16 protein-coding genes, 2 tRNA genes and 2 pseudogenes are annotated in these 16,944 nt (G+C 65.6%); 2 read left to right on the top strand and 18 right to left on the bottom strand.

From position 1 onward, the window contains the following. Positions 1-3: 3 nt before the first annotated feature. Together DAD99_RS17215 and DAD99_RS17210 are read right to left on the bottom strand one after the other, a co-directional pair. A pseudogene (locus DAD99_RS17215) lies at positions 4-309 on the bottom strand (DUF58 domain-containing protein); the annotation flags it as partial. Positions 310-316: 7 nt separating this feature from the next. After that, a complete protein-coding gene (locus DAD99_RS17210) occupies positions 317-1,324 on the bottom strand; it encodes a MoxR family ATPase (protein ID WP_193342485.1) in 1,008 nt (335 codons plus the stop codon). Between the two features lie 154 nt (positions 1,325-1,478). Here DAD99_RS17210 and DAD99_RS17205 point away from each other — a divergent pair, with 154 nt between their 5' ends. Then, a complete protein-coding gene (locus DAD99_RS17205; RefSeq protein WP_193342484.1) occupies positions 1,479-1,682 on the top strand; it encodes a hypothetical protein in 204 nt (67 codons plus the stop codon). Positions 1,683-1,712: 30 nt separating this feature from the next. On the opposite strand, the gene DAD99_RS17200 is transcribed toward DAD99_RS17205, so the two are convergent. From DAD99_RS17200 to DAD99_RS17170, 7 genes and pseudogenes are all read right to left on the bottom strand, one after another. Further along, entirely contained in the window at positions 1,713-2,597 is an 885-nt protein-coding gene (locus tag DAD99_RS17200) for a carbohydrate ABC transporter permease (RefSeq protein WP_193342483.1), read from the bottom strand. Further along, positions 2,594-3,511, bottom strand: coding sequence for a carbohydrate ABC transporter permease (locus DAD99_RS17195; RefSeq protein ID WP_193342482.1), 918 nt, complete (start codon positions 3,509-3,511; stop codon positions 2,594-2,596). The genes DAD99_RS17200 and DAD99_RS17195 overlap by 4 nt, the downstream gene beginning before the upstream one ends. 3 nt (positions 3,512-3,514) lie before the next feature. Then, the gene (locus DAD99_RS17190; protein WP_193342496.1) at positions 3,515-4,864 is read right to left on the bottom strand and encodes an extracellular solute-binding protein; all 1,350 of its coding nucleotides are present in this window, start codon (positions 4,862-4,864) and stop codon (positions 3,515-3,517) included. Positions 4,865-4,983: 119 nt separating this feature from the next. Next, the gene (locus tag DAD99_RS17185) at positions 4,984-6,186 is read right to left on the bottom strand and encodes an ROK family transcriptional regulator (protein ID WP_193342481.1); all 1,203 of its coding nucleotides are present in this window, start codon (positions 6,184-6,186) and stop codon (positions 4,984-4,986) included. Between the two features lie 180 nt (positions 6,187-6,366). Further along, on the bottom strand, positions 6,367-7,527 hold the full coding sequence (locus DAD99_RS17180; RefSeq protein WP_309233351.1) for a methyltransferase: 1,161 nt from the start codon (positions 7,525-7,527) through the stop codon (positions 6,367-6,369). A gap of 17 nt (positions 7,528-7,544) precedes the next feature. Beyond that, a pseudogene (locus DAD99_RS17175) lies at positions 7,545-7,739 on the bottom strand (pyridine nucleotide-disulfide oxidoreductase); the annotation flags it as partial. 15 nt (positions 7,740-7,754) lie between these two features. Beyond that, entirely contained in the window at positions 7,755-8,108 is a 354-nt protein-coding gene (locus tag DAD99_RS17170; RefSeq protein WP_193342479.1) for a zinc ribbon domain-containing protein YjdM, read from the bottom strand. 84 nt (positions 8,109-8,192) lie between these two features. Between DAD99_RS17170 and DAD99_RS17165 the strand changes: the two genes are divergently transcribed. Next, positions 8,193-9,509, top strand: coding sequence for a cyclopropane-fatty-acyl-phospholipid synthase family protein (locus tag DAD99_RS17165; RefSeq protein WP_193342478.1), 1,317 nt, complete (start codon positions 8,193-8,195; stop codon positions 9,507-9,509). A gap of 98 nt (positions 9,510-9,607) precedes the next feature. Here the strand turns inward: DAD99_RS17165 and DAD99_RS17160 are convergent. The 9 genes from DAD99_RS17160 to obgE form a co-directional block, all read right to left on the bottom strand. Then, positions 9,608-9,683, bottom strand: a tRNA-Ala gene (locus DAD99_RS17160). 144 nt (positions 9,684-9,827) lie between these two features. After that, a tRNA-Ala gene (locus DAD99_RS17155) sits at positions 9,828-9,900 on the bottom strand. A gap of 100 nt (positions 9,901-10,000) precedes the next feature. Then, positions 10,001-10,402 carry a ribosome silencing factor gene (rsfS, locus tag DAD99_RS17150; RefSeq protein ID WP_193342477.1) on the bottom strand — a complete coding sequence of 134 codons (402 nt, stop codon included), beginning with the start codon at positions 10,400-10,402 and terminating at the stop codon, positions 10,001-10,003. A 47-nt stretch (positions 10,403-10,449) separates the two neighbouring features. Then, entirely contained in the window at positions 10,450-11,748 is a 1,299-nt protein-coding gene (locus DAD99_RS17145) for a hypothetical protein (protein WP_193342476.1), read from the bottom strand. A gap of 7 nt (positions 11,749-11,755) precedes the next feature. Next, entirely contained in the window at positions 11,756-12,385 is a 630-nt protein-coding gene (gene nadD / locus DAD99_RS17140; RefSeq protein WP_227008177.1) for a nicotinate-nucleotide adenylyltransferase, read from the bottom strand. 40 nt (positions 12,386-12,425) lie between these two features. After that, complete coding sequence (locus tag DAD99_RS17135) at positions 12,426-12,656, bottom strand: hypothetical protein (protein ID WP_193342474.1); 231 nt, start codon at positions 12,654-12,656, stop codon at positions 12,426-12,428. Between the two features lie 75 nt (positions 12,657-12,731). Continuing rightward, complete coding sequence (locus DAD99_RS17130) at positions 12,732-14,084, bottom strand: glutamate-5-semialdehyde dehydrogenase (RefSeq protein ID WP_193342473.1); 1,353 nt, start codon at positions 14,082-14,084, stop codon at positions 12,732-12,734. Positions 14,085-14,110: 26 nt separating this feature from the next. Then, positions 14,111-15,259: a glutamate 5-kinase gene (gene proB / locus DAD99_RS17125; protein ID WP_193342472.1), complete on the bottom strand. Its 1,149-nt coding sequence runs from the start codon at positions 15,257-15,259 to the stop codon at positions 14,111-14,113. Between the two features lie 10 nt (positions 15,260-15,269). Beyond that, positions 15,270-16,859, bottom strand: coding sequence for a GTPase ObgE (obgE, locus tag DAD99_RS17120; protein WP_185260762.1), 1,590 nt, complete (start codon positions 16,857-16,859; stop codon positions 15,270-15,272). Between the last annotated feature and the right edge of the window lie 85 nt (positions 16,860-16,944).

Genomic DNA, 16,944 nt, shown 5'->3' with positions numbered 1-16,944 from the left:
TCAGCTGATTGAGCCACCGGCGTCGGCGTCGCGGGACTCGGCAGCCATGCCCCGACCGGTGTCGGCAATCAGCAGGACGGTGTGGCGCCGCACGGCCATGTACCGTTTGATCAGCGGCGAGCCGAACCGGGCGGTAGCCTTCCAGTCGATGTCGCGGACGTCGTCGCCGGGGATATAGGCGCGCAGGTCATCAAAGTCGAGGCTGCGGCCGCGGAAGACTGAACCATATTCGCCGTCGAGCATGCCACGGGCTTTCCGGTGGGCGAAGATGGCCATTTTCGCCTTCACGCGCAGCAGGAGGCTGGTCACTGCGGCCTCAGGGAGTCTGGACGGAGGCTACGACTGCGTCGATGATCGTCTCCACCGGCATCTGCTCCGCAACGGCGTCGAATCCCAGGATGAGGCGGTGCCGCAGCACGCGATGGGCGAGGGAGTTCACGTCCTCCGGGATCACATGGTCCCTGCCGTTGAGCAGGGCCACCGCCCGGGCGGCCTGGCTGAAGGCAATGCTGGCGCGCGGGCTCGCGCCGAATTCGATGAAGCCGGCGAGCCTCGGGTCGATGTACTGCCCGGCGTTCCGGGTGACGAACACGAGGCCCACGATGTAGTTGATGATGGCCGGGTCAATGTAGATTCGCTTCACCAGCTCCTGCACGCCGATGACGGCGTCCAGCGAGGCAGCGGCCGCCGGTTTCTGCTCCGGACTGAAGACCCCGGCGTCGATCCGGCGGATGATTTCTGTTTCCTCGGCCGGCGTGGGGTAGTCCAGCACGTCCTTGAGCATAAAACGGTCCATCTGCGCCTCCGGCAGCTGGTACGTGCCTTCCTGCTCGATGGGGTTCTGGGTGGCCAGGACCATAAACGGGGAGGGCAGCCGGTATTCCTGGCCCCCGATGGAGGTCTGCCGCTCCTGCATAGCCTCCAGCATGGCGCTCTGGGTCTTGGCGCTGGACCGGTTGATCTCATCGAGCAGGACGATGTTGGTGTGCACCGGCCCCAACTGGGTGATGAAGGTGCCCTTGGCGGCGTCGTAGATCTGGGTGCCCACGATGTCGCTGGGCAGCAGGTCCGGCGTGCACTGGATCCGGCGGAACTCCGCGCTCACTGCTTCGGCCACGGCCTGCGCGGCGGTGGTCTTCGCCAGCCCCGGAACGCTTTCCAGCAGGATGTGCCCGCCGGTCATCAGGCCCACCAGCAGGGATTCACGCAGCCGCGCCTGGCCCACCACCTTGGCATTGAAACTGCGCGAAATGTTCGCCACCACCTGCTGCGCCCGGGCCAGTTCCGCCGGGTCGATTCGTGCGGGCGCACTGGTCTGAAGCAATGGATTTCCCCCTGAAGGATGGCGGTTTGAGAGCGATGGGCCGCGGTGCTGCCGGGCGGCGGCACTCCGCCCGCCATCCTATCCAAGCCACCTGCAGGTCAGGCCGCAATGGGGACCCCTCCCCATCGCGGCTCTGCAGGTCTATTCTTTTGCCATGAGTGAGCTTCCAGCCAGCTACAAAGAGTTTCTCGCCGACAAGAGCGAGAGGTTCATCCTTGCCGTCAAGCCGGTTCTGCAGCAGTCCGCTGCGGACCGGTCCCATGGTGTCCGGGTCACCTACAACGCGGGTCCCACCGGTCACCAGGCCCACGTCGACAACAGCATCCCGTTCGGAGTGGTGGTCGAAGACATCGACTGAGGTTCCGGCGGCTTCGCGAGCCCCGCGCCGTCAGCCCTTCACTGCCCCGGAGAGCGCGAGGGAGCTGCCGGCACCCTTCGCCACGATGATGTACAGGGCCAGCACCGGGACTGAATACAGGATGGAGAAGGCGGCCAGCTGGCCGTACGCCACTGCGCCGTGCTGCCCGAAGAAACTGAAGATCGACACTGCCGCCGGCTGCCGGGCTTCGGACAGCAGCAGGATGAACGGGACAAAGAAGTTCCCCCAGGCCTGGATGAACACAAAAATGAACACCACGCCCAGCCCCTGCCGCATCAGGGGCAGGACGATGGTCCTCAGCGCCGTCAGCCCTGACGCCCCATCCACCCAGGCCGCTTCCTCCAGCGAAACCGGGACGGCGTCCATAAAATTCTTGGTCATCCAGATGGCCATGGGCAACGTGGTGGTGGCCATAAAAAAGACCGTGGCAGGCATCGAATCCAGCAGGTGAAGCTGCACAAATAACCCGTATACCGGCACCATGATCGCCGTGATGGGAAGGCAGGTTCCAAACAGAATGGTGTACATAAACGACCTGTTGAACCTGGACTGGTAGCGGGACAGCGGGTAGGCGGCGAGCACTGCTGCCACGAGGTTCACGGCGGCCGTGCCGGCGGACAGCACCATGCTGTTCCACAGCGGCTGGAACAGCAGCCCCGGCGTCATGATGGCGGCAAAGTTGTCCAGGGAGACTTGAGCCGGGAGCCGCGTCTCATGCCCGGCGGAGACATCGAGGGACGCAAACACCAGCCACAGCAGCGGCAGGACAAAGCAGGCACCAACCAGGATCAGCGCCACGTCCGCCGGATTCCGGGCACGCCGCTGGGCTCGGGAAACTGCGCCCGACCCGGACCGTAACTGTCCCCGGGCGGAGGCCCCCGCCGTCGTGGTCATGGTTTGGCCTCCCGCAGAAGCCGGACGTAGGCGGCGCCGAACACCACGCCAATGAGGATCAGCACTGACGCCACCGCGGTGCCGTAGCCGATGTCGCCGAACTTGAAGGCCTCCAGGTACGCCAGCACCGGAAGCGTGGTGCTGGTATTGGCGGGGCCGCCCGCTGTCATAACCCAGATGAGGGTGAACACCGCCAGCGTCTGCAGGGTGATGAGCATCAGGTTCGTGGCGATGCTGCCGCGGATCATGGGGATGGTGATGAAGGCGAGCCGCTGCCAGCCGCCGGCACCGTCCATCAGCGCGGCCTCCGTGACCTCACCGGGGATGTCATTGAGCGCGGCGCGGTACACCAGCATGGAGAACGCCGTGCCCCGCCAGATGTTGGCAAGCAGGATGGCAACCATGGGGAACGAATACAGCCAGTCTGCCTGTCCGAACCCCAATCCGCCGAGCAACTGGTTCAGGGTCCCGTCCCGGCTGAAATAGGCGTAGGCGGCGAAGGCTGCCACGATCTCGGGGAGCACCCACGCAGCAACCACCGCGGTACCAACGACGGCGGCCACCGGGCGGCGGGCCCGCCGCATCAGCACCGCGAGGGTGAGCCCCAGCAGGTTCTGGCCCAGGATGGCAGAGCCGCCCACAAACAGGACCGTCAAGCCGAGCGAAAGAGGCAGCATCGGATCGGACAGGAGCCTCGCGTAATTGTCGAACCCGATCCAGCCGGGATTGCGGGCGTTGCGGCCGGTCAGGGCAGCGTTGGTGAATGACGCGTGGAAGGCCCACAGCACGGGGCCGGCCAAAAACACAAGCAACAGAACCACGGCCGGGAGAACCGGGAGCAGCCGTGTCCGGCGCCGGAGTCCGGGGCGACGCCGCCGGTGGCCGGCCTGGTCACGCGTTAGGGAAACCGCCACGGGCTACCTGGCGACGGTCTTGGCCTCACCCACGATGCCCTTCACCGCCGTGTCATAGTCGGCGGCAGCCTGCTCCGGGGATTTCGCCCCGGTGATCACGGTTTCCGTAGCCTCCTGGACGGCCGCGGAGATCCGGGGGTAGTCTGCGGTCGCGGGACGGTAGTGCGTAACGGCCACAAGCTCGGACACGTCCTTCACAAACGGGTTGGCCGCCTGGTAGCCGGCGTCGGCGGCGACGTCTTTACGCACCGCGATCTGGGAGCTGGCGGTGTTGAAAGCCAGGGAGTTCTTCTTGTTCAGCGCCATGGAGAGGAACTCAAACGCGAGGTCCGGGTTTTTGGTCTCCGCCCCTACCGCCAGGGTCCAGCCGCCCGACATACTGACGCCGCCGGGCGCCTGCCCGTTCTGGGTGGGGAACGCTGTCACGCCCATGTCCTGCCCGTACTCGGCCCATTCGTAGCTGCCACCCTTCTGCCAGAACGACGGTGTGTAGGACCCTTCCACAGTGGCGCCCATCCTGCCCTGCGGCAGCCATTCGCCGAAGACCTTCTTCCACACGTTCGCGTCGAGGGCCTCCGCCGGGGAGACAGCCAGTTTTTCGTCGTAGAGGGTCTTGATGAACCGCAGCGAGTCGGTGAACCCCGGCGAACCGACCACCCATTTCCTGGCGTCGGCGTCGTACAGCTGTGATCCGGTTCCGTAGAGCAGCTCGTAAAAGCCTTGCATCACGGTGCCTTCACCGGTGGCCTTTCCAGCGTACATGTTGAACGGCACCACCGTGGGATCGCTGGCCTTGATCTTCCGTGCAGTGTCCAGGATGTCCTGCCAGGTGCGGGGCTCCCACGGAACGCTGACGCCGGCAGCGGTAAGCACCTTTTTGTTGTACCAGATACCGCGGGTGTCGGTGCCGAGGGGAACGGCGTACGTGCCGCCGTCGTCCCCCAGACCGGCCGCCTTGGCGCCGTCATCGAAAGTATCCCAGTCCTCCCAGCCCGCGAGGTGGCTGTCCAGCTTCAGGAGATAACCGGCGTCGACGTCGGAACGCACCTTGAAGGTGTCCTCATAGAACACGTCGGGAGCCGTGGAGGGCGAACGGAGGGCGAGGGCCAGCTTGGTGCCGTAGTCGTCGTCGTTCGCCTGGATGGGCTCCAGGGCAACCGTGACGCCCTGGTTGGCGGCCTCAAACTCCTGCTTCGCCGCCTGGAAGAGCGTATCCAGGGCAAGGAACGAATCGGTCTTTTGGTAGACCACCTTAAGCGTTTTTGTCTCCGCTTCGGGAGCGGCAGGGGAACACGCAGACAGCACACAGCCCGCTGCAGCGAAGAGTGAAATGATTTTGAGGGCACGGCGCATGGCGCTCCATTCAGTCAATGGCTGCCGTCCCCTGTATCTGCGGGCCCCAGCCGCGGCGATATCCACATGCTAGATGGGGCTCCTGCCACTGGCAAGGAGACCCCGGTCAGACGTCCGGTTCAGACCTCCAGGAGAAGCCGCTGCGCCCGGGGCGCCAGGGTATGCTCCAGGACCAGGCAGGCTGCTCCAATGGCGCCCACGTCCTCACCGACTCCCGTGCCGACAACCTCGATGGTGTGGATCAGGCGGGCCGCGCTGTTGGCGTCAACCAGTGCCGGGATCTTGTCCAGGTAATGGTCAGCGATCCGGCTCCAGAACGGCCCGCCGAACACCACCCGTTCCACATCCAGCGTGTTGGTGACCACGGAGACGGCCCGGGCCACCAGCGCGGCTGACCTGTCGATGATCGCCAGGGCCGTGGGGTCGCCGGCATCGGCGAGGTCGCACAGCTGGGCGAAGCCCTGCTGCACTTCGGCGCCGCTGGTGTGCTTTCCGGCGCCGTCCAGGATACCGGCGGCAACGGCCTCGGCGACGAGCACCTGTGGGATGGCCGAGGACTTCACACAGCCGCGGAGGCCGCAGTCGCAGGGCGGGCCATCGGGATCCACCACAATGTGGCCGATCTCGCCCGCATTCCCCGATGTTCCGCGGACCACTTCATCGTTGAGGACGATGCCACAGCCGATCCCGGTGCCCATGTACATAAAGATGAAACTTCCTGAGCCGCTGGGCCCGCCGGCCCATGTTTCGGCGACGGCGGCGCTGGTGACGTCCTTGTCCACGAGGACGGAATAGCCCGTGGCCTTGGCCAGGGCGTCCCGGAGTTCCACGCGGTCCCAGCCCGGCAGCAGCGGCGGATCCACCACGGTGCCATTGTCCAGGTCGATGGGTCCCGGCGCGGCCAGGCCCAGGCCGGCGATCCTGCTGGTGTCCACGCCCGACTCGGCAACCAGCTGGTCGATCTCGGTGGCCATGGTGGACATGACGGCGGCAGGATCATTCCCGCCCGGTGTTTTGATCCGTGAATGCTGTACAACGGCGCCCACGAGATCGAGGACCACGAACGTGGTGACGGCGGGGTCCAGGTGGACGCCGATGGCGTACATGCCGCCCGGGTTGAGGCGTAGCATGGTGCGCGGTTTGCCAGGACCGCTGCCTTCTTTGCCGGCCTCGACGATGAGGTGCTGGTCCAGCAGGCGGCGGGAGATGTTGGAGATAGTCTGCGGCGAGAGGCCCACAATCTGGGCAAGCTCCACGCGGCTCAGACCCCCGGATGACCGGCGGATGGCATCGAGGATGACCGTGAGGTTAAAGTCCCCCATGCGCGGAAGATTAGTCCCGCGCCGTGGCGCCGAGGACTGGCGGATTTCTGGCACGGTCTCCCCTAGGTTTTCGGCCGCGTGTTCATGATGTCTGAATGGTACGTTACCTCCTGTTCAACGCCCAGAGCCGGAGGTCGCGCCGCGTCGCGGCCGGGGCGCCACGTTGTCATGCCGGCACGCCTACGGCCGTCGGGTGCTGACCGCCACCGTGAACTTTGGATTGCCGCCCTTCACAGTGGTGGGACCAACCAGCCGCTCAAGCGCCGGGAGGTACTGCAGGTGCCGGTTGAAGACCGTCCACAGCTCGCCGCCCGGGGCCAGGACCCTGGCGGCTGCCTCAAACAGTTTGATGCCCGCACCGGCATGCACACTGGCGCCCAGGTGGAAGGGCGGATTCAGCAGGACCAGCTCGGCGCTCCCGGCGGGGAAGGTGCTCATCGCGTCATCCTGGAGGGCGGTAATCCGATCCTCGAGGCTGTTGGCCTTCGCAGTGGCCCTGGCGGAGGCGACGGCGGCTGCGGACCGGTCCGTTGCCGTGACCCTGGACGCCGGGTTCTGGCGGGCGTACATGGCGGCGAGGATACCGGTGCCGCAGCCCAGGTCGACGGCGTGCCTGGCCTCTGGCATCTCGGGCAGGAACGTCAGGAGAAACCTGGTCCCGATGTCCAGTTTCGCTCCGGCAAAGACGGCACCGTGCGCAGCAACGTCCAGGTCCAGTTCGGCAAGACGTTCGACGGCGGGACGCCATTCGTGCGCCTCAGCTGGCCGGGCGCCGCTTGCCAAAATGAAGCGCGACTTCTGCCGCGCCAGCTGCGGCTGGACGGTCTCGAAGTGGCGTTCCAGGACTGCGTTCATTCCCAGGGACATGTGCTTGATCCGCCCGCCGGCGAGCAGCACCACGCCACGGGCGGCATAGCGCGCCACGGCGGCTGCGATTTCTTCAAGCTCCGCCAGCGTCCGCGGCATTTGAAGCAGCACCAGCTCCGCGCCGGAGAGCAGCTCCTCCCCCAACGGCAATTGTTCGAACCCCGTGGCGTCAACGGCTCCGGGAGCTGCGGCTTCGAAGCCCAACTCGGCGGCGTTGTTCCGCAGGGCGCGCTCCCCGGTGATGAGATCCTCGTGAACACGCACCCGCCGGACCCCTAGGGCGCCCAGTGCACCGAGGGTGAGGGCACCGTAGCGGTCTCCGATCACTGCCAGCCGTGCACCGGGTTCCGTGCGCGCTGCGGCGGCGTCCAACAGGAGCCGGTCTGTGGCGTCCCAGGCCCGGAGGTTCGGGGCTTCGACGTCCGGGTGGCGCCGGAGCGTGCCGAAAATGTCCTCAAGAGCGTTCTGTGCCACTGGTTCCTGCGATCTGGTCATGTAATGGTGGTTGATGTGGTTGGTGCAAGCGCGGGCAGTTTGAGGACGGCCGTGACGGCCGCCCGGCCCGCCCTGTTTGCTCCGATGGTGGACGACGACGGCCCGTAACCCACCAGGTGGACGCGCGGCTCAATTGCCACCTGGGTCCCTTCCATGGCGATGCCGCCGCCGGGTCCCCTGAGGTGCAGCGGCGTGGCCGGTTTCTGCTAGACCTTCTTCACCACGGAGGATTTGAGCTGCATGGGACCCACACCGTCCACTTTGCAGTCGATGTCGTGATCGCCCACACCGTCCATCAGCCGGATGCCCCGGACCTTGGTGCCTACCTTGATGACACCGGAGCTTCCCTTAATTTTCAGGTCCTTGACCACTGCGACGGTGTCGCCGTCGGCGAGGATGTTGCCCACTGCGTCCTTGATGACCCGCGGCCCGGCCTCTGCCGTGGCCTCCGCTGCCTCGGCGGTCCACTCGTGGCCGCATTCCGGGCAGACCAGGAGCGCACCCATCTCGTAGGTGTAGGCACTGGAACATTCGGGGCATGGCGGCAACGTCTCATTCACTCCCCCATGATAAACGCGCCGCTGCGCTGACAGGCGCGCGCCGCCGTCGTACTGTTGGCCCTAGGCAGACGAAAGGCGAGGACCATGACAACCGATAAAGGGGCAGCGTCGCTGCTGGCCAACGCACTGGGCATCGTCCTGGGCACGGCGGAGATACCCCTGCGCCTGCGGGCGTGGGACGGATCCGAGGCGGGGCCGCCCGACGCCCCGGTCCTCGAGTTCAGGTCACGCCGGGCCCTGCGCCGGATCCTGTGGTCACCCGGGCAGCTCGGGCTCAGCCGCGCTTACGTGGCCGGGGACATCGACGCCCCCGGCGACATCTTTGCGGCCTTCACGGCGCTCAGCTCGGTGGGAAAGTTTTCCGAGCCCGGCCCCTTCAGGCCCCTGACTCCGCGTGAACTCGCCACGCTGCTCGGGGTGGCCGTCCGGCTTGGCGCGGTGGGCGCGAACCCTGCTCCGCCGCCGGAGGAAGCAAAGGTCACGCGGAAGGGCCGGCTCCACACCCGGCAGCGCGACGCCGCGGCCATCTCGCACCATTACGACGTCGGCAACGACTTTTACGCCCTCGTGCTGGGACCGTCGATGGTCTACTCCTGCGCCGTGTGGGCGGACGGACCCGACGGCGGCGTCCCCGCCGGCCGCGGCCTTCCGGCCGGACTGGATGAGGCACAACAGGCCAAACTGGACCTTGTCTGCCGGAAGCTGGGGCTAAGGCCCGGGATGAGGGTGCTGGATGTGGGCTGCGGCTGGGGCAGCTTCGCGTTGCACGCGGCGCAGCACTACGGCGTCACGGTGGTGGGGGTGACGCTCTCCACGGAGCAGGCCGTGCTGGCGCGCAAACGTGCGGCCCACGCCGGCCTGACTGAAAACATCGACATCCGGGTGCAGGATTACCGGGATATCTCCGACGGGCCGTTCGACGCCATCAGCTCCATCGGTATGTCCGAACACGTGGGCCGGGAACAGACACCCCACTACGTCGACGTGCTGCACGGCCTGCTCCGTCCCGGCGGCCGGCTGCTCAACCACGCCATCGCGTGGAACGCCGGCCGCACCAAGCCTGATCCGGATTCTTTCATTCCGCGCTACGTCTTTCCGGACGGCGAGATGATCAGCCTGGGCGAGATGGTCAGCTCGCTGGAGACCGGCGGGTTTGAGGTGCTGGACGTGGAGGCCCTGCGCCAGCACTATGCGCTGACCCTGCGGGCGTGGGTGCGCAGGCTCGAAGCGAACTGGGACGAAGCCGTCCGGCTCACCAGCCAGGGCCAGGCACGCGTGTGGCGGCTCTATATGGCCTCGAGTGCCCTGGGCTTTGAAACCGGGCTCACGGGCGTCAACCAGGTGCTGGTCCAGCGCGCCGGCGTGGACAGGCCGCCGCTGCGTCGGAGTGAGTGGATCTGAGCTGTCACTACCCGGGCGCCTACCGCTCGGGGCTCGCTCAGGAAACAAAAAAGAGCCACCCGGCCGGGTGGCTCCTTTTTGCGGACCAAGGTCCTGTTTGGTGGAGCTGAGGGGACTCGAACCCCTGACCCCCTGCATGCCATGCAGGTGCGCTACCAGCTGCGCCACAGCCCCAAACTTCTGTTCCACTAGCGGTGCCGACCGCCCGAAGCAACCTGATCAGCTTAATAGAAATCTGCGCGGTGCGCCAATCGGGAGGTGCGTTTTCCTGCCACAAAAAAATCCGCCGGAATCTTTCGATTCCGGCGGATTATCCGGTGGAGCTGAGGGGACTCGAACCCCTGACCCCCTGCATGCCATGCAGGTGCGCTACCAGCTGCGCCACAGCCCCGGACCTTCGTTACTCCGCGGTCTCCCCGGAGCAACTCAAATATCTTAGACCAGCTTTTCCGAAAATTCCAAATCGGGCATATTCGGGCCCGCAAGGCCTGCTATTCGGAGTCGGAAGCCGCCGTCGTCTTGGCTGAAGTGTCTTCGCCCAGCTGCAGGTCAACTACAGGGCAGTCCTTCCACAGACGCTCCAGGGCGTAGAAAAGGCGGTCCTCTTCATGCTGGACGTGGATGACGATGTCCGAGTAATCCAGCAGTACCCAGCGCCCCCCGGAGCGGCCTTCGCGGCGTACCGGACGGAGGTCCTGCTTGGAAAGTTCTTCTTCGATGCCGTCAACGATGGCGTTGACCTGGCGCTCGCTCGGCGCGGATGCGATGAGGAAAACGTCTGCCAGTGCCAGGCGTTCGCTGACATCGAGGGCCACGATGTCGTGGGCAATCTTGTCCGCGGCAGCCTTAGCGGCCTGGCGGGCAATGGCGATGGATGAATCTGTTGCAGTCATGGGACTCCTTGTAGTTTTCTAAAGCTTCATAAAAGGGCGTTACCCGGTCAGCTGGAGATGCCGCTGACGATGAGGATGACACCGGAAATTAGGGCCACGATCCCAAAAGCCAGAACGAGGACCTGCATGAGCCGGAGCCGTTTCGCGCGGGCCAGGCCTGCCGTTGCCGCATCCAGCGGCTCCAGCCCGTGTGCTGACCGTGCCGGGATGCGCGGCAGGTCATCGAACAGGTCGTCCGGATCCCCCGCCGGCGTATCAGCCATGACGGACTGGACGGGGAGGATACGCTTCGGTGCCGCGGCCGCTCTGGCAGCAGCTTCCGCACGGGCGATCACCCTGGAACGGCCCGAAGCGGCTGCCGGCACAGAACCCGCGGCCGGCGCCATTGAAGCAGTGGCCGGCCGGCGGCCCTTTCCGCCGGCCCTGACCTTCGGTCCGGGCTGGGTCAACAGTGGCACGTAGGAGGTCGCTGGGGGTTTCATCACAGGACGGTCGATGCCGGGTACCTGCACAAATTCCAGCGGCGTCACCATGGCCAGGTTGTCGGCGGTGGCCGGGCCAGTCTGGGGAACGGATTCGGTGGCCGCGGCCCGCGTGGTGGCAGCCTGCGTGGGCGCTGATGCCGGCTGCACAGGGGCAGCCTGCTCGGCCAGCTTCTGCTTGGCCATCGCCCGGCGGTTGAGCACCGCCGCACGCTCGGCCAAGGCGATCTGCTCCGCAAGGATGTCCGGATCCACTGCTTCGGGGTCCAGCGAGGCGATGTGTTCCATCTTGGCCAGTTGGTTCCTGACCTGCTCGGCGATGAGTGTGCGGGCCGTGAGTGCCTGTTCCACGCTCATGCCAGCCGGAACACCTGAATCCTTGGCCGGCGCGGCGGGCCCGGCCTTTTCTGCGGATACAGCGGCGCCGTGACCCGGCTTCGACGGGCCTGGCTTGGCTTGACCCGGCTGGGCCTGCCCTGGCTTAGGTTGGCTCGGCGCAGGTTGGCTTGGCAGTGGCTGCCCCATGGGAGCGGGAATGATGGGATTGGCCGAGGTGACGGCCTGTTCCTTCAGTTGCTGGAGCCGCAGCTGCCTGCGGGTTGGAGGGCCGCCAGCGGAAAGCTGGCCCTCTTTCTCCTCAAGTTCCTTAATGGCACGAAGGGCCGCGCGGTCGCGGGCCCTGATCTGCGAGGACCGCTGCGCCTGGGTTTGCTCGGGGACGGAGTCCACCGGGGCGTCAGCCGCGCGCCGTTGTTTTGAGGCAGGCGAAACCTGGCCCGGGCCGTTGGACCCGGGAGCCGTGTTCTCATCTCTGGCCTGCCGCAGTTCGCGGCGGCTGCGGACGGGGGGCTTTTCCTGACTCATTGAGGACTCATTCAGTACTGGCTGGCTCATCTGTTTCGGTAGTTCGGACGTCCTCGGGATCTGATCCCTCGGCGTACAGACCATATTTGGCGATGTATTGGACCACTCCGTCCGGCACGAGGTACCAAACGGGGTTGTTACCGGCCACACGGACACGGCAGTCCGTGGACGAGATGGCCATGGCGGGCACCTCGAGAAGGCTCACGTCTTTGCGGCCCATGCCATCAAGCACATGTCCTGGCCGTGTCACGCCGACAAAATGCGCCAGGGACCACAGCTCGTCAATATCCTTCCAGGACAGGATCTGCGCCAGCGCATCCGCGCCGGTAATGAAGAACAGATCCGCATCCGGACGCTGGGTCCGGAGATCCCGCAAGGTATCAATGGTATACGTGGGACCGGGCCGGTCAACATCCACCCTGCTGACGGTGAACCGGGGGTTTGATGCCGTGGCGATCACCGTCATAAGGTAGCGGTGCTCAGGCTCACTGACCTGCTTGTGCGACTTCTGCCACGGCTGCCCCGTGGGGACAAAGACCACTTCATCCAGGCCGAACTTGGCGGCCACCTCGCTGGCTGCAACAAGGTGGCCGTGGTGGATAGGATCAAACGTCCCGCCCATCACGCCCAGCCGCAGCCGCCCCTGCGCACCGTCACGGTGCAGAACACGCGAAATGTCAGTGGCCTTGGCCGTGGTCGTGCTTGTTGGGGTGCTGGCGGTGCGGATCAGCGTGCTCGTCCGTTACCGCATGCCGATTGCCCAGGTTGGAGTACGACAGAGTGATGAACATCAACACCAACAGGATCGCGAAAATGGATACGCCGAAGACCCACGGCTCAGCCCAGATCGGAGCGGGTGCGTGTTCTCCGCCTTCGGCAACGGTCATGGCAATCTGCTGGAGCAGCATTTTCTCCCCTAAGGTTCAAGGATGTGGCAGCGGATTGTCCCGCCGTTCCGGACTTCTGTCTATATTACCGCGTTGCTACGCGCGGACCTGGCCCTCGCCTTGAACGATCCACTTAGTGGTGGTGAGCTCAGTCAGTCCCATGGGGCCGCGCGCGTGCAGCTTCTGCGTGGAGATGCCAACCTCGGCACCCAGGCCCAGCTCGCCGCCGTCGGTAAACCGCGTGGACGCGTTGACGATCACCGCCGCCGAATCAACCTCGGCGATAAACCGTTCGGCGTTGGCGAGGTTGTTGGTAAGGATGGCTTCGGTGTGGCCCGTCGTCCAGGTCCGGATGTGCTTCACGGCGTCATCCAGGCTGTCCACCATGGCCACGGCGAGGTCCAGGTCCATGTACTCGGTTGCCCAGTCCTCATCAGTTGCCGGCTCGGACTCAACAGAGGACGGCAGGGCCGCCCGGATGCGCTCGTCGGCATGGAGCGTGACGCCGGCACCGCGCAGCGCGGCAGCCACAGCGGGCAACACAGTGGACTTCGAATGGACCAGCAGGGTCTCCACGGTGTTGCAGACACTGGGCCGCTGGGTCTTGGAGTTCAGCACGATCTCCACCGCCATGTCCTCGCTGGCGGATTCGTCGATGAAGATATGCACATTGCCCTCACCGGTCTCGATGACCGGCACGGCGGCGTTCAGCACCACGGACTGGATCAGGTCCCGGCCGCCGCGCGGGATCAAGACATCAACGCGGCCGCGGGCACGCATCAGCGCATTCGCACCTTCACGGCCGTACTGGTCCACAGTCTGAACGGCGTCCGCCGGCAGCCCGACGGAGTGCAGGGCTTCGCGGAGGATCTGGACCAGTGCTTCGTTGGTGAAAGCGGCAGCAGTTCCGCCGCGGAGGATGACGGCGTTCCCGCTCTTGAGGCCAAGTCCGGCAATGTCTACCGTGACGTTGGGGCGGGCCTCGTAAATGGCGGCCACCACTCCCATGGGCACGTTGATCTGGCGCAGCCGCAGCCCATTGGGCAGGGTCTGGCCGCGGACGACGTTTCCTACCGGATCCGGCAGGCTGGCCAGGTTCTCCAGGGAAGCGACGAGCCCGTCGATCCGGCTGTCAGTCAGGGTGAGCCGGTCCAGCAGGGCCGCCGACGTGCCGTTGGTTTTGCCGGCCGCAACATCCTTGGCGTTGGCGGACAGGATCAAGTCCTTCCGGTCCAGCAGGCCAGCACCGATGGCCCGGAGGCCACTGTCCTTCAAGGCGCGGTTGGCCCCGGACATCTGGCGGGCAGCCTGCCGCGAGCGGTCAGCGATGATATGGACCGCTGTCTCGACCTCCGCAGGAGTGGGGGTACTCCCCCGTTCCGGCCCGGAAGGAACCGCGTTCGAATCGTTGAAATTGCCAGGGGCTTGGGAAATCAGTGCCTCAGTCATCCTTCAAGTCTAAGCGAGCGGACCGGTCAGACCAGAACCAGGTCGTCGATATGGACAACCTCACGGTCGAATCCGCGGCCCAGGGACTCGCCCAGTTCCACTGTGGAACGGCCCAGCATCTGGGGCAGCTCTTCCGAAGAGTAATTAACCAAACCGCGCGCGATGACGGTACCGTCGCCGGCCACCATCTCGACGGCGTCGCCGGCTTCGAAGTTGCCGTCCACCGATGAAATTCCGGCGGGGAGCAGCGAGTTGCGATTGTCCCGCACAGCATGCACGGCGCCGTCGTCAAGAAAGAGCCGGCCCTGGACATGCGCCAGGTGGGCGAGCCACATCATCCGCACGGACTTCCGGCCGCTGTTGACGGTGAACCAGGTCCCCACGTCCTCACCGGACAGGGCAGCTGCGGCGTTCGCGGTGGAGGTGACCAGCGCCGGGATGCCGGAATCGGCGGCCATGATGGCAGCCTCGACTTTAGTCTGCATTCCGCCGGTGCCTACGCCTGCCTTGCCCGGCTTCCCGATGGTCACTGCCTCAAGATCTTCGGGGCCGTCCACCTGGGAGATGCGCTTGGCACCCTTGGCGGGCGGGCCGTCGTATATCGAGTCGACGTCGGACAGCAGGATCAGGGCGTCAGCACGGACCAGGTGGGCCACGAGCGCTGAGAGCCTGTCGTTGTCACCGAAACGGATCTTGTGCGTGGCAACGGTGTCGTTTTCGTTGACCACCGGCACCACGCCGAGGTTGAGGAGTCGGTTCAGTGCACGGAACGCGTTCGCGTGGTGGCTGCGACGCATGAGGTCATCTGCAGTCAGCAGCACCTGGCTGACTGTGACGCCGTGGGCGCCGAATGCGTGCGTGTAGCGCGCCATGAGCAGGCCCTGACCCACGCTGGCGGCGGCCTGCTGGGTGGCGAGGTCACGCGGGCGCTTCACCAGACCGAGGGGCGCAAGCCCTGCGGAAATGGCTCCCGAGGAAACCAGGATAATTTCCGTGCCGGCGTTATGTTTGGCGGCCAAGACATCTGCGAGGGCGGTCAGGGACTCTTCCGAAATGCCACCCTTGATGCTGGTCAGCGACGAGGACCCTACCTTGACAACAATCCGGCGGGCCCGGGCGAGCACACTGCGGTCGTCTTTGGGTTCCTCGATGATTACTGCGGAATTTTCGCTCATTTCAGTGGCCTCACTCGTCATCTTCAACGCCCAGTCCACTTTCAGTGACCGGCTTCGCAGTGCGGCGGCCGCTGACCGATTCGGTCCAGATCCCGGCCTTGCGCTCTGCCTCGAGTTCGGCGCGGGCGGCGGCCTTGGCCTCACGGCGTTCGACTTGCTCGTCCCGCTTCTGCCCGCGCGTAGGCCTGTCGCCAATGTCGGCGAAGCGGACGTCGGTGCCACGCGGCGCCGCCAGCAGTTCCGCGCCGGCCATCATGGTGGGTTCCCAATCGAAGACAACGCCGTCGTCCTCGCCGATTACCACGGTGTCGCCCGGAGTGGCGCCCTGCTTGAACAGTTCGTTTTCGACGCCGAGCTTGGCCAGGCGGTCGGCGAGGTAACCGATGGCTTCCTCGTTGGTGAAGTCGGTCTGCTTGACCCAGCGGACGGGCTTGTCGCCCAGTACGCGGAAGAGCGGCTCGAGGTTCTTTTCCTCGCGGCGGATCTTGAAACCGGATTCGTTGACGGCCCGGGGCCGCAGAATGGGCGGCTGGACCTTGGGCGGGGCGGCCGCGAGGGCGGCACGGGCGGCCTGGACGATTTCGGCCATGGCGAAGCCCAGCTGGCGGAGACCCTCGTGGCTGGTAGCCGAGATCTCGAAGACCCGGTAGCCGCGTGACTCGAGTTCCGGGCGGACAAATTCAGCCATGTCCTTGCCGTCCGGAAGATCTACCTTGTTCAAGGCGACCAGGCGCGGGCGGTGGTTCAGCGGAACCACTTCGCCGTCGGCACCCGCGAAGCTCATGTCTACGGAGTACTTTTCCAGCTCGGCCTCGATGATGGCCAGGTCTGCCAACGGGTCACGGTCCGATTCAAGCGTTCCGCAGTCCAGTACGTGTACCAGGGCGGCGCAGCGCTCCACATGGCGCAGGAAGTGGTGGCCAAGGCCCTTGCCTTCGCTGGCGCCCTCGATCAGGCCCGGGACGTCGGCAATGGTGAATCGGACATCGCCGGACTGGACAACACCCAGGTTCGGGATCAGCGTGGTGAAGGGGTAATCAGCGATCTTGGGGCGCGCGGCGGACATGGCCGCGATCAGGCTGGATTTGCCGGCAGAGGGGAAACCCACCAGTGCGATATCCGCGATGGACTTCAGTTCCAGCACAATGTCGCGGGCGTCCCCCTCGATGCCCAGCAGGGCGAAGCCCGGTGCACGGCGCTTCTGCGAGGACAGCGATGCATTGCCGAGGCCGCCCAGACCACCGGCAGCCGCCACATATTCGGCGCCTTCGCCGACGAGGTCCGCCAAAACGGTGCCGTCCTTGGCCTTGACTACGGTGCCGTCCGGTACGGGCAGGATGAGGGTCTCCCCGCTCTTGCCGCCGCGCCAGTCACCCATTCCGGGGCCACCGTTGGTCGCGTGGCGGTGCGGGGCGTGGTGGTAGTCCAGCAGCGTGGTGGTCTGGTGATCAACGCGCAGGATGACGTCACCGCCATCGCCGCCGTTGCCGCCGTCGGGACCGCCCAGGGGTTTGAACTTCTCCCGGTGAACAGAGACACAGCCGTGGCCGCCGGTACCGCCGGATACGTGCAGTACTACCCGGTCTACAAAGCTCGCCACGTGGATCTCCTCAGTGCTGTTTCCTGACGCCCAAGGGCGCCAAGACGATTGTAATGCGGTTAAAAGAATAGTGGAGCGGACCAAA

This window comes from Pseudarthrobacter sp. AB1 (genome assembly GCF_014926485.1).
Classification (GTDB): domain Bacteria; phylum Actinomycetota; class Actinomycetes; order Actinomycetales; family Micrococcaceae; genus Arthrobacter.
This window is presented reverse-complemented; position numbering and strand designations above follow the sequence as displayed.